11 protein-coding genes are annotated in these 13,261 nt (G+C 45.7%); 5 read left to right on the top strand and 6 right to left on the bottom strand.

Annotated elements, in window-relative coordinates:
* Positions 1-58: 58 nt before the first annotated feature.
* Both OCV11_RS24005 and OCV11_RS24000 read right to left on the bottom strand, forming a co-directional pair.
* Positions 59-1,564, bottom strand: a complete 1,506-nt coding sequence (locus OCV11_RS24005) for an NCS1 family nucleobase:cation symporter-1 (RefSeq protein WP_261896972.1) — start codon at positions 1,562-1,564, stop codon at positions 59-61.
* Positions 1,565-2,017: 453 nt separating this feature from the next.
* The gene (locus OCV11_RS24000; protein ID WP_261896971.1) at positions 2,018-2,929 is read right to left on the bottom strand and encodes a LysR family transcriptional regulator; all 912 of its coding nucleotides are present in this window, start codon (positions 2,927-2,929) and stop codon (positions 2,018-2,020) included.
* Positions 2,930-3,077: 148 nt separating this feature from the next.
* Between OCV11_RS24000 and OCV11_RS23995 the strand changes: the two genes are divergently transcribed.
* The 5 genes from OCV11_RS23995 (at position 3,078) to OCV11_RS23975 (ending at position 9,752) form a co-directional block, all read left to right on the top strand.
* Positions 3,078-4,400 (top strand): aminotransferase class III-fold pyridoxal phosphate-dependent enzyme, encoded by a 1,323-nt coding sequence (locus tag OCV11_RS23995; protein ID WP_261896970.1) that lies wholly within the window; start codon positions 3,078-3,080, stop codon positions 4,398-4,400.
* A gap of 171 nt (positions 4,401-4,571) precedes the next feature.
* A complete protein-coding gene (gene preA / locus OCV11_RS23990; RefSeq protein ID WP_261896969.1) occupies positions 4,572-5,849 on the top strand; it encodes an NAD-dependent dihydropyrimidine dehydrogenase subunit PreA in 1,278 nt (425 codons plus the stop codon).
* A gap of 20 nt (positions 5,850-5,869) precedes the next feature.
* Positions 5,870-7,132, top strand: a complete 1,263-nt coding sequence (locus OCV11_RS23985) for a Zn-dependent hydrolase (protein WP_261896968.1) — start codon at positions 5,870-5,872, stop codon at positions 7,130-7,132.
* A gap of 13 nt (positions 7,133-7,145) precedes the next feature.
* Positions 7,146-8,510: a dihydropyrimidinase gene (gene hydA, locus OCV11_RS23980; protein ID WP_261896967.1), complete on the top strand. Its 1,365-nt coding sequence runs from the start codon at positions 7,146-7,148 to the stop codon at positions 8,508-8,510.
* Between the two features lie 9 nt (positions 8,511-8,519).
* Positions 8,520-9,752 (top strand): iron-containing alcohol dehydrogenase family protein, encoded by a 1,233-nt coding sequence (locus OCV11_RS23975; protein WP_261896966.1) that lies wholly within the window; start codon positions 8,520-8,522, stop codon positions 9,750-9,752.
* Positions 9,753-9,835: 83 nt separating this feature from the next.
* On the opposite strand, the gene OCV11_RS23970 is transcribed toward OCV11_RS23975, so the two are convergent.
* From OCV11_RS23970 to uxaC, 4 genes are read right to left on the bottom strand one after another with little or no spacing between them, the layout of a single operon-like run.
* The gene (locus tag OCV11_RS23970; RefSeq protein ID WP_261896965.1) at positions 9,836-10,201 is read right to left on the bottom strand and encodes a hypothetical protein; all 366 of its coding nucleotides are present in this window, start codon (positions 10,199-10,201) and stop codon (positions 9,836-9,838) included.
* 40 nt (positions 10,202-10,241) lie between these two features.
* Entirely contained in the window at positions 10,242-10,871 is a 630-nt protein-coding gene (locus OCV11_RS23965; protein WP_261896964.1) for a bifunctional 4-hydroxy-2-oxoglutarate aldolase/2-dehydro-3-deoxy-phosphogluconate aldolase, read from the bottom strand.
* A 9-nt stretch (positions 10,872-10,880) separates the two neighbouring features.
* Positions 10,881-11,843, bottom strand: a complete 963-nt coding sequence (locus OCV11_RS23960; RefSeq protein WP_261896963.1) for a sugar kinase — start codon at positions 11,841-11,843, stop codon at positions 10,881-10,883.
* Positions 11,840-13,258: a glucuronate isomerase gene (uxaC, locus tag OCV11_RS23955; RefSeq protein ID WP_261896962.1), complete on the bottom strand. Its 1,419-nt coding sequence runs from the start codon at positions 13,256-13,258 to the stop codon at positions 11,840-11,842. Before uxaC ends, OCV11_RS23960 begins: the two co-directional genes overlap by 4 nt.
* Positions 13,259-13,261: the final 3 nt, after the last annotated feature.

The raw sequence follows: 13,261 nt of genomic DNA, 5'->3' as shown, positions 1-13,261 counted from the left end.
CCACGTGATGTGGGGTTCGTTTTATTGGTATGGAAAATGATGCTTCTAGTTTCAATCATTAGCCCGCTTGAGCTGGTGCTGGTGCTTTTTGTGTCGCAAAGTTAGCGACGAAATAGTAGATAACGCCACCAGATAGTGCGCCGGTAAACCAACCGTAGTTATAGAACCAGTTAAAGACATTAAAGAATACGGAGACAAGAGTGAAAGCGACGGGAATCAGTAGGGCAATGAAACCGGAAGCATTGAAGGCAGGATAAAGATTCTTGTCAGAATAGAGCCCAATCACATCGATCTCTTGTTTTTTAATCAGGAAGTAGTCGACAATCATGATGCCAGCTATCGGGCCCAATAGACTGCCGTAACTCAGCAACCAGTTGGAATACATTGCTTCCACACTGACATCTGACTCGATTAAGTTCAGTTTTTTCAGTAGCTCCCAAGCCATCAAAAGAATACCGATAATCCCGGTCAGCAGTACGCCGCGCGTATGGTTGATTTTCTTCGGCGCGAAGTTTTGAAAGTCGTTAGTTGGAGAAACCACATTCGCTGCAGTGTTGGTAGATAAAGTGGCAACAATGATCAATACCATGGCAATACTTACCCAAAATGGGCTATCGATTTTGCCGATTAAAGTAATCGGATCAGAAACGGTTTCACCGACCAATTTGGTTGAGGCGGCAGTCAAAAATACACCGAGAGCCGAGAAGATGAACATGGTGAGTGGCAAACCGAGGATTTGACCGACCACTTGGTCTTTTTGCGATTTTGCGTAGCGGCTGAAATCAGGAATATTCAGTGACAATGTTGCCCAAAACCCAACCATTGCTGTTAAGCCTGCAAAGAAGTAACTGAAAAATCCGGCATTTTCAGGGCGAGTTGCAGGAGTAGATAATACTTCCACATAAGATATCTCACCGCCAGCCCAATACATTAATCCAAGGCCAACGACTAATAGAATTGGAGCTGATAAGGTTTCTAGCCACTTAATCGATTCTGCGCCTCGAATAACTACACCGATGTTTAATGCCCAGAAAATAAAGAAGCCAAGCACTTCACCTACACTACCTAAATGCGCCCAACTATCGGATAGTTCGGATAACAGCAGATGAATTGCCAGTCCGCCAAACATGGTTTGAATACCAAACCAGCCACAGGCAACAAAACCTCGAATTAAGCATGGGATGTTAGATCCCACAATACCAAATGAAGAGCGCAATATTACCGGGAAAGGAAGGCCAAATTTGGTGCCGGCATAGGCATTGAGCGTTAGTGGGAGCAACACAACTATGTTGGCTAATAAAATGGTGATGAGGGCCTCCATAACAGAGAGACCAAAATAGGCGGTGAGCACGCCACCCATGGTATAGGTTGGCACACAGATAGACATCCCAACCCAAAGAGCAGCAATATTGAATTTTCCCCAAGTGCGTTCGGCAACTTTGGTTGGTGCAAGATCGTGGTTGAAGTAGGTGCTACCTACTAAATCTTGACCGACTTCGAGTTCGTAAAACTCACCCACCTTTTTAAGTTTACTTGTATTCGCCTCTGTGACTGTATTTGGCATATTACATTCCTTGTCTATTCACTATGATCCAAGCCATTCATTGGCTAGTGTTGTGCTTATTGTTAAAAAACAAGAGATCACAGGAACCCTATCCTTTGTGTTCATTTAAAGTGAACTCTGAATTTCTAAGTAAGTCGCAATACCATTTTATGACTCTGATTAGTCGAGGGAATAACCTGCTGTTATTACCCGATAAGGTGGCATTCACTTCAACATACAAAATGATATTAGGTTCCTAGATGTACTGTAGGGGATTCAATAAGTCGGATAAATTACCAATTATCAACGTAAACATTAGGGTTTTTGCAACTATGAGGCTGAGTAGATAGGAATAATGGCAGAATGGTGTTGCAGATATGCAAGGGTGGTCTGAGCCTCGATTTCATATAACGTTATGATAAATAACGAGTTCAGACATGACCTTATGGTGTTGTTCCAGTGAATGATGAGCGGCTACGGATGCATCGTATGGGATAACGCGTCGATAAACTGTTGTACAACACGAGTGGGTTTAGGTGATTTACGATGTATAGAGGTAAATTCACAGTGGTAACTGAATTTGGGATTTTGTATTTTTTGAATTTGTTCTTCGCCTATCATATGTTCGACAAAATGCTCGGGTAGAAAACCGATATATTGGCCTGAACGAATGAGCGTCATAATCCCTTCTTGGTTGCTCGCGCCCGCACTTTTTATCAATCCCAGAGTGTTACTGTGTTCCATATTGGGGCTACTAAACGTGAGACCCGTATAGCGTTGTTCGAGGATTTCTTGAACACTTATTGTGTCAGTTCGACCGAATAGTGCGTGACCTTTACCGCAGTAAAGTGCCATTTTTTCACCGAATAGAGGCATATATTCCAAACTTTCTGACCGACGAGTTGGCGGGGCTATCCCTATATCATAGCGACCATCTATCACTCCTTTTTCAATTTCGTTGACTGGCACAACATGGATTTCGATAGAAATATCAGGTGCTCGCTCCACGTAGTGACGAATTGCCTCATTCACCTTACAGTCGGGATTGGTCGTGGTCATATCGAACATGGCGATGACCAAATGTCCTTTTAAGCTTTGGTGTAGGTCGTTTACCTCATTGCGAAAACCTTCGATAGACCGCACCAAACGTACTGCAGAATCGTAAATCTGTTTTCCTTCGCTGGTGAGAGAAAAGCCGCCTCTACCTCGGTGGCACAATACCATTCCTAAACGCCCTTCCAGCGTTTGCAAATGACGACTGATGGTCGAACGACCAATGTTGAGTTCCATCTCTGCAGCACTGATTCCACCGCTATCAACGACAGAAATAAACACTCGCAGTAAGCGGATATCCATATCAGACAACTGTCCGAGTAATGCTTTCATTGTTTCATAAACCCTAATGTTTACGTTGATAATTGGTAATTTATCAAACATAAGGGATTGCTTAAAGTACATATCATATTGAAATACCTTAGGTAATAGAGGTTACTTGTTGATACCTCTTTCCCTTGATTCTAAAAGGCGATGAAAAATGAATGGAAGCGAAGTAAAAACAACGCAGAAAAAATACAGTCTGCAATCATGGAGTGCACAAAAAGGAACGGACCCGATTCCGGTGCAAAAAGCCGATGGCATCTACTTTTGGGATTTTGATGGCAATCGCTATACCGACATGTCTTCTCAACTGGTTAACCTCAACTTAGGTTTTGCGAACCCGGTGATTAACCAAGCAATCAAAGAACAGGTGGATCAATACTGCTTTCTGTCGCCCTCTTATGCGTCGGAACCACGCGCTGAATTGGCCGAAAAAATCATTAGCTTGATGCCGGATAACATGGGCAAAGTGTTCTTCACCAATGCAGGGGCAGACGCCAACGAAAATGCGGTCAAAATTGCGCGTATGTTCTCTGGAAAATTCAAAGTCTTTAGTCGCTATAGAAGTTACCACGGCTCCTCTTTTGGGGCGGGTAACCTGACTGGTGAACCTCGCCGCTATGCGCTCGAGCCTGGTGCTCCTGGCTTCATTAAATTCTTCGACCCTTATCTCTACCGTGAGGTGATTGAATTTGCCTCAGAAGAGAAGGCAACCGAATACTATCTGGCCAAATTACGTGAGCAAATTCAGTACGAAGGTCCAAACAACATCGCCGCCATCGTGATGGAAACCATTACTGGCTCAAACGGCATCATCATTCCACCGCAAGGTTACTTGCCTGGGGTGCGAGCGCTGTGTAATGAATTCGGTATTCTGATGATTTGTGATGAAGTGATGACTGGCTGGGGACGTACCGGCAAGATGTTTGCTTTTGAAAACTTTGATGTGAAGCCCGATATTGTCACGTTCGCCAAAGGCGTGACCTGTGGCTACGTCCCATTAGGCGGTGTGGCAGTTAGTAAAGAAATTGCTGAGTATTTCGATGAGAACGTGCTCTCGTGTGGCCTGACATACAGTGGTCATCCATTGGCGTGTGCTGCGGGGTTGGCAACGGTTAATTATTACCAAGACGCCAATATTTTGGAGAACGTCAATCAGGTTGGTCATGCACTGGGAGAAATTCTTGAATCGTTCAAAACCAAACATGCTTGCGTGGGTGACGTACGTTACATTGGCTTGTTCTCGGCGATTGAATTGGTGAAAGACAAAACCACTCGCGAGCCATTGGTTCCTTACGGTAAAGACCCTGAAGGAATAATGAAAAAGATTCTTGGCATGCTGAAAGCGAAAAATTTCATGACCTACTCCCATGAAAATGTAGTGATTATTGCTCCTGCATTGATCATTACCAATGAGCAACTAAATGAAGAGATGTGCAAGATGGATGAAGTGCTCTCTCAAGTAGACGCACTGATTTAACGGTCGGTATCGAAAATGGATGCCTTAGCTTAGGCATCCGTTTTTGTTTTTACTGCGTAGGTTGTGAGAGCTTAGTGAAGGAAGAAATAGATTACTTATGATCAACAAGGTGGGGAGATCAATGAGTAAAAACTAATGGATGAACTGTTCGAATTATAGGGATTATAAACTATGGCAAATTTAGAAATTGATTTCAGTGGAATAAAAAGCCCAAACCCATTTTGGCTGGCCTCCGCGCCACCATCAAATACTGGCGATCAAATCATGCGCGCCTTTGAGACAGGGTGGGGCGGTGCTGTTTGGAAAACCGTGGGTAATCCCGTTAAAAATTTACATAGTCGCTATGCCGCGCTTAAAGGCGGCTCTGGCAAGATCATTGGTCTAAATAATATCGAACTGATCTCCGATCGCGGGTTGAGCATTAACCTGCAAGAGATGACTGAAGTGAAGAAAAAATACCCGCATCACGCTTTACTGGCCTCGATTATGGCGGGTACTCGTCAAGAGTGGATAGAGCTGATTCGTCGTGTAGAAGATACGGGCGTCGACGGCTTAGAGCTGAATTTTAGTTGCCCGCATGGCATGTGTGAACGTGGTATGGGATCGGCGATTGGGCAAGAGCCTGAGGTGGCGGCTGAAATCATGGCTTGGGTACGCGATGCCACAACGTTACCTGTGCTGATGAAGTTAACGCCGAATGTGGCGGACATTCGTGAGCAGGGACAAGTGGCGGTTAATGGTCATGCTGATGGTGTGGCTCTTATCAATACCATTAAATCGATTATTGGTGTCGATTTAGATGACTTCATTCCTTATCCAAAAGGTCGCAATGGGGCGACCAATGGCGGTTACTGTGGTACTGCCGTTAAGCCAATAGCACTGCATATGTTGGCAACATTGGGCAAAACCGATTGGTTTAATTTACCTGTTTCCGGTATCGGCGGGATTAACAGCTGGAGAGATTGTGCCGAGTTTATTGCTCTCGGTAGCACTTCGGTGCAAGTGTGTACTGCTGTGATGCATCATGGCTTTGGTATTGTTGACGGCATGATAGATGGCCTCTCAAAGTATCTCGATTCGAAGGGCATGAGCAGTGTTAATGAGCTGCGGGGCAAGGCATTAAATCAGTATAAAGATTGGGGCGAGCTCGACATGAATTATAAGGTTGTGGCGTCTCTTGATGAAAGACGATGCACCGGTTGTGGTAAGTGCTTTAAAGCTTGTAACGATGGTGCGTATCAATCCATTGAAATCACAGATAAAAAAGCCAGAACGGGTGATCCGATTCCACGGATTAACACCGACAAATGCAAAGGATGCAATTTGTGTTCGCTGGTTTGCCCACGTGACTGTATTTCAATGAAAGATGTATCAACAACGGAAGCGGTGAAAAGCTGGCAAGAGATGGTCAGAAGTGGTGAGTTCGCTGTGGCAGATGGAATTTTGTAAAAGGATTTAGAGGTATAACCATGTATCAATGTAATTTAGAAAGAATGACCGATAAAATCACAACGTTTAGCCAATTTGGTGATGCCGGACATGGAGGGATTACCCGCTATACCCTTTCACCAGAAGATATATTGGTGCGTAATGAATTTATCAAACGAATGGAAGCGATTGGCGCGACAATTGAAATTGATGACGTCGCTAATGTTTACGCGACGCTTGCCGGAACGGATCCTAAAGCGAAACGTATCGTGATGGGGTCACATTCTGACTCTGTTAAAAATGGTGGCAACTACGATGGCATTTTAGGTGTGATGTCCGCCATGGAAGTGCTCGAAACGGTGGCTGAGCAAGACATTCCGCATAAACACCCGTTAACCGCCATGATTTGGACCAATGAAGAAGGTTCGCTTTATCCACCCGCCATGATGGTGTCGGGCATTGTGTGTTATGACTATTTACCCGCAGACATCAAAGGCAAATTTCAACTCGATAACATGCTGCAATCAAAAAGTGTGTTGGATAAAGAGACGACCTTTGGTCAGGCACTAGACTCCTCTGGTTTCAAAGGTGATAGCGCTTATCGACTTTCACCTGAAGCTTATAAATGCATGTTTGAAATTCACATCGAACAAGGGCCAATTTTGGAAGATGCGGGTAATGACATTGGTGTGGTGGATTGTGTCTTAGGTATGTTTAACTACCGTCTACGTTTTTATGGTCAAACTGTCCATGCAGGGACGTTTCCGATGCCAAAACGTCGTGATGCGTTGTATGCCGCTTCTCAAGCGCTTTGCTATCTCCATGATGAGATCGATAAATTAGGTCACTCCGATTTGGTGTACACCACGGGGGAAATTGAGTGTCATCCTAATGTTCATACGTGCGTGCCTGATGCGGTCGATTTTTCCATTGATGTCCGCCATGAAAGTGCTGCGGTTTTAGAGCAAGTACTTGCTGTGGTCAAATCGTGTGCAGAGAAAAGTTGGGCAGGTTGCCGTTGCGACGTGGAAAAAATGTGGAACCGTGACACTGTGTATTGGAACGATACTCTAGTGAGTTTTGTAAAAGAAGCGGCTGAAGAATCGGGCGTTTCCCATCAAGTGCTTCATTCTGGCGCAGGGCACGATGCTCAATTTGTGGCGTATATGATTCCTACCACCATGATTTTTGTGCAGTCCAAAGATGGCTTGTCACATTGCGAGTTGGAATACTCATCACCGGAACAGTGTACGGCTGGGGCGACAGTGCTGCTTAATGCCGTGTTAAAAGCCGATGCAGAATAAGGAAGAGACTCATATGGATATGATAATCAAAAATGGTTCCGTGGTAACTGCTAGCGAAACCGTAAAAGCAGATGTGATGATTTCGGATGGCAAGATTATTGCGATTGGCAGCAATTTACCGACAGCGGGGATAACTGTTGTTGATGCCAAGGGCAAACTGGTGTTGCCCGGTGCCATTGACGTGCACACGCACCTGGCGATGCCTTTTGGTGGTACAACATCAGCCGACAGCTATTTAGCCGGCACTCGCGCAGCCGCGTGTGGTGGTGTGACCACGGTATTCGATTACCCAATGCAGCGCAAAGGCATGACCATCAAAGAGGTGATCGACTCCAAAAAGGCCATTTGCGCCAAAGAAGCGTGTGTCGATTATGCTTACCACTGTATTATTACGGATTTAAACGACGGCGCGATTTTGGAAGAGATGGCTTCTGCGGTTGAGTCCGGCATCACCAGCTTTAAGTGTTTCTTTGTTTATAAGAAAGAAGGGATGATGGTTGATGATGGCACCTTTGCTCGATTGCTGCTTAAAGCAAAAGAAGTCGGTGCGATGATCAATTTGCATGCGGAAAACCCCGATCTGATTGATTACAACATTGAGACTTTCTTAGCGGAAGGGAAAACCTCGGCTTGGTATCACTATTTAAGTCGTCCTGAATATGTGGAAGCGGAAGCGGATAAACGTGCTGTGCACTGGGCTAAACATTTACAAGCGCCTTTGTATTTGGTGCATATGGCAGACAAAGAAGGATTGGAAGCCGCGATCGAAGCCAGAAAAGAGCACAGCGACATTTACATAGAAACCTGCCCTCAATACTTAGAATTTACCTGCGATGTTTATAAACGCGAAGATGGGCGCAACTTCGTATGTTCACCACCGATGAAAGGTCAAGAGAGCCAAGATGCCTTGTGGAAGGCGATTAAAAATGGCGAGATTGATGTAGTGGCGACCGATCACTGTCCATTCCAATCCTATGAAAAAGATTGGGGCATTGACGATTTCACTAAAATTCCTAATGGATGTGCAGGGGTCGAAAACTTGTACCCGTATATGCTTTCTGCCGCTAACCAAGGTAAAATTTCGTTTAACCGTGCGATAGAGTTGTGCTCAACGAATCCAGCGAAGATTTTCGGTTGTGCTAACAAAGGCAGTATTGCTGTGGGTAAAGATGCGGATATCGTGATTTACGATCCGGATATCGATTTCACCATCACCGTTGATAAAATGCATTCCGATTACGACCACACCATTTGGGAAGGCATTCAGTTAAAAGGGTATCCTATTCAAACCTATTCACGCGGTCGCTTGGTGTACGATCATGGCGATTTTATCGGAGAACCGGGTTGGGGCCAATTTGTGAAACGCGAAAAACGCTGAGAGTTAAAGTTGGGTATAGCCATTTTCTATTTGACCTCTGCGTCGTCAGAGGTTAATGAAAATGCGTTACATCAAGGTAAGATCAAACGGATTTTGAAAAAAGAGAACAGCATGAATTACAAATACCATATGCCAACCAAAGTGTTTTCTGGCAAAAATTGCATTGTTGCGAATAGCGATGTGTTTAAAACGTTCGGCACCAAAGCGATGTTGGTGACTGGACGCTCTTCCGCGAAAAAAAATGGGTCACAACAAGATGTGATCACAGCTTTAGAACAACAAGGTATTGATTACGTTGTCTTTGATAAAGTAATGGCTAACCCAACAATTGCCTGTGCTTACGAAGGTGCTGAGTTTGCCAAAGCGAATCAGGCCGATTTTATTGTGGCCATTGGTGGTGGTTCCCCTATGGATGCGGCGAAAGCGATGGCCTTGCTGGCGAAGCAAGACATTCAGCCCGAAGACTTGTTTAATGGTCAATACGCTGCGGATGTATTACCGATCATAGCCGTACCAACGACTGCTGGGACTGGCTCAGAGGTCACTCAATATTCGATTCTAACCAACGATGTATTGGAAACCAAAACCAGCATTGCCGCTGAGATTCTATTCCCTAAAGTGGCGTTTGTGGATGCAAAATACATGCTGGGATTGCCGGTTACCACAACCATTAATACGGCAGTTGATGCGCTATCTCATTCAGTGGAAGGCATGTTGAGTATTCGTTCCTCACTGGTCTCTGATGCGTTAGCGAAAGAGAGTATTCGCTATTTTGTGAAAGCTGCCCCTGCGATGTGTGATGCTGTTGGCTCTGGCGATGTCAGCCTGCTTGATGAAGCCGTGAGACAAGATTTAATGCAGTGTGCCATGCTGGCGGGCATGGTGATTGCCCAGACCGGAACAACAGCAGTGCATGCGATGGGCTACTCGTTGACCTACTTCAAGAATATTGACCATGGTCGCGCGAATGGCTTGCTGCTTGCTGAGTACATGGCCGTAGTGCAAGAGAGTGAACCTCAGCTGGTGGCGGAAATCCTTGCTGCTCTTGGCATGAGTAAGTTGAGTGAATTTAAGGCGTTGTTGAGCAAACTGTTGGGCGAAGTGGAAGTGCTCACCAAAGATGACATCGCTAAATACAGTGCTAAAGCGGTGGCAGCACCGGCTATCAAAGGTAACTGTAAAGTGAAACCGTCAGAAGACGAAGTGAATGCCATGTTTAGGCAGGCATTTCAATTAAGTTAATGCATTGATGTGTAACGATAGGCCGCTCAAAATGACGCGGCCTTTTTTGTACTTTTTTACTAAGCCGACAGATGCGTTGCGGATTATTTAATGGCGGTTAATTTACCGGCTATGGCATTCATTGCGGGGATCCACACCAAACGGTCTGCTGACATTTTTTTGCCATTCGGCATTTTGACGTGATTAACGAGCCACAACACGCACCCTTCAGTAAGGTTAAATAGGCAGCGTGTTTGAGTGTACAAATTGCCATCGTCATAGGCTTCTGATACGGGCATTGCGACCTCTTGCCACGCTTGACTTAACTGCTCTAAAGGTGCGGATAAGGTTAAGGTGATCTGTTCAGGTTCAACGTCTTTGACGATCGTCATCTGAATTTGTGTATGCCCATCGATCTCATTGAGCGCCAGTTGATGTGGGATTGAACCATCTTTCCATGTGAGTTGCATGATTATTTCCTCAAATGAGTCATTAGGTGAGTTACCTAGATTAGTGATGAACAAGCTCTACGGCTTCGCGAGTAAGACGAGCCAGCTCTTCCCATTGACCTGCGGCAATGAGCTTTTTGTCTACCATCCATGTACCGCCACAGGCTATCACGCGAGGAATCGCAAGGTAGTCACGTATATTGGCAGGCGTAACCCCACCTGTTGGCATGAGTTGAATGTTAGTGTAGGGGGCCAGTAAAGCTTTGAGCATATTGATACCGCCTGATGCTTCGGCTGGGAAAAACTTGAGGGTATTCAGACCTAATTCTAGTGCTGCCTCAATAGTTGACGGGTTGTTTACCCCAGGAATGATGTCAATGCCCAATTCTTGGCATGCTTTGACGGTATTGGGGTTAAGACCAGGTGAAACAATAAAAGTCGCACCAGCTTCTTTGGCTTCTATGACTTGTTCACGAGTCAGCACGGTTCCGGCACCAATCAGCATGTCTGGTTGGCTTTGACGCAGCAAGCGAATGGCTTCTGCGGCAGCATCGGAGCGAAAGGTAATTTCGGCTGTTGGTAATCCGTTCTCGGCTAACACTTGTCCCAAGGGAATAATGTCACTGGCCTTATCAATAGCGATGACAGGAATGACTTTTAGAGCTTTTAATTGTTCAGTAATGGTAGACATATACGATCCTTAAATAATGCCAAGAGCGGCCTGAGTTAATGCTTTGGGAATAATGGCGCCTTGGTGTTGAATGACGGTGCCAGCCAATGTATTGCCGCGTTGGCAAGCGGTGATAAGATCCTCACCGCAAAGATAGGCAGAAAGAAAACCGCCGTTAAAAGAGTCACCAGCGGATGTAGTATCGACGACCGCATCAATCTTCTGGGTGGGGACAGATTGGGGAGGAAAATCCGTGGTGAAGTCTTGAACCAAACAGCCCTCAGCACCCAATTTAATGATGCACTTTTTCACTCCATCGGTGGCTAGACGTTGCAACGTTTGAGTTGGCGTGTTATCTCCCCAAATCAACTGTTCATCGTCAAAGGTCACTAGAGCGAAGTCGGTTATTGCGTACAGAGCTTGATAGAACTCTCGGACAGTATGGTGTTGGTCTTGTGGCCATAATGCCGGACGGAAGTTGCTGTCAAAGGCGATTTCAACATTGTGTTCTTTGAGTTGGTGTAACCAGTGGATCAATGCCCAACGATCTTCTTCGGGTAAAATGGCGAGAGAGATACCACTGATGAACACCATGTCGACTTGATTTAATGCTTGTTTAAGCAGCCCAAAGTTGGGGTGTTGCAACAGGTATTTGGCAGCAGATTGATTACGCCAATATAAGAAGGTCCGTTCACCTTGATCATCTAATTGGATGAGATACAAACCTGGAGTACGAGTATCGTCCTCTAAAACCCATTGTGTACTAATGCCTTCGTTCTCCCACCGGGACAACATGCCTTTACTGATGGGATCTGAACCGAGCGCGGTGACATAAGAGACTTGAATTGCCTCTCCATTGAGATTGGCTTCTTGGCCACGGCACAGGTACACCGCCGCATTGAGCGTATCTCCCCCGAAGGTTTGCTGCATAGCCCCAAATGGTTTGCCATTCAGCTCTATCATGCATTCACCAATAATCGCAATGTGTTTCATTGTGGGTTTCTCTCTTCAAAGTAACGTTGAGCATTGCCGAAACAGATGTTTTCAATCATGGGACCAAGGAGTGACATATCGTGCGGGATTTCACCGTTTTCAGCCCAGCGCCCAACCAAATTACATAAAATGCGACGAAAATACTCATGACGGGTATAAGAGAGAAAACTGCGCGAGTCCGTCAGCATCCCCACGAATTGGCTCAGTAGACCTAATGAAGACAACTGCTCCATTTGGCGCTGCATGCCATCTTTTTGATCGTTAAACCACCAACCAGAACCAAATTGCACTTTGCCTGCAATGCCTCCGCCTTGGAAATTGCCAATCATCGTTGCCATCATTTCGTTATCTCGTGGATTGAGGCAATACAAAATGGTGCGTGGCAGTTGGTTGGTTTTATCCATTTCATCGAGTAAATGAGCCAATTCAAAGGCAAAAGGTTTATCCCCAATAGAATCAAACCCTGTATCAGCGCCTAACTGCAGGAACATGCGGCTATTATTGTTGCGTTGTGCGCCGATGTGCAGTTGCATGACCCAGCCCAGTTGCGCGTAACGCTGACCTAGCCATACCTGCACGGCTGTTGAATATTGTGCGCATTCCAGCTCGGAAAGTGACTCACCATTGAGGCGACGAGAAAGGAGCTTATCCAGTGTTTGCTCGGTTGGGATTGGCGCATATCGTACCACTTCAATACCGTGGTCTGCTGAGCGGCAGCCATGTTGGTTGAAGTGAATCAATCGCTTATCTAGCGCAGCAATAAGGTCGGCAAAGCGGGATATTTCGATGTCAGCAGAACGGCCAAGCATCTTGATGTAATCGGTGAAGGTATCGAGCTCAATCTTAAACGCTTTATCTGGACGCCAGCTTGGGCACACTTTGGTGGAAAAAGAAGTGTCTTGAGCGATCGCTTGGTGATGCTCTAAAGAATCGATCGGATCGTCTGTTGTCCCCACCATGACCACATTCATCTGTTGCATAATGCCACGAGCGGTAAAGTCGGTTGTGGAAAGCAGCTCATTGCATTGATTCCAAACCGCATCGGCAGTCTCTGGGCCAAACAAGGTATTGGTAATACCAAATGGTCTACGTAATTCAAGATGAGTCCAGTGGTATATGGGATTGCCCAAGGTGAGCGGAACGGTTTTCGCCCAAGCCATGTATTTGTCGTAATCACTGGCTTGGCCAGTGATCAGTTGCTCATCGATCCCTGCAGAGCGCATGCAACGCCACTTGTAATGGTCACCCTCAAGCCATATCTGCGCCAAATTGGCGAATTGACGATTGTGGGCAATTTCTGCAGGGTTAAGATGGCAATGATAATCGTAAATCGGTTGATGACTTGCGTGTTCGAAATAGAGTCGGCGAGCCGTCTCGTTTGACAGTAAGAAATCTTCGGTTAAGAAATTCTTCATGTT

This window comes from Vibrio porteresiae DSM 19223 (assembly GCF_024347055.1).
Classification (GTDB): Bacteria; Pseudomonadota; Gammaproteobacteria; order Enterobacterales; family Vibrionaceae; genus Vibrio; species Vibrio porteresiae.
Note: the sequence above shows the minus strand (reverse complement) of the source record. Positions and strands in the feature narration are given on the sequence as shown.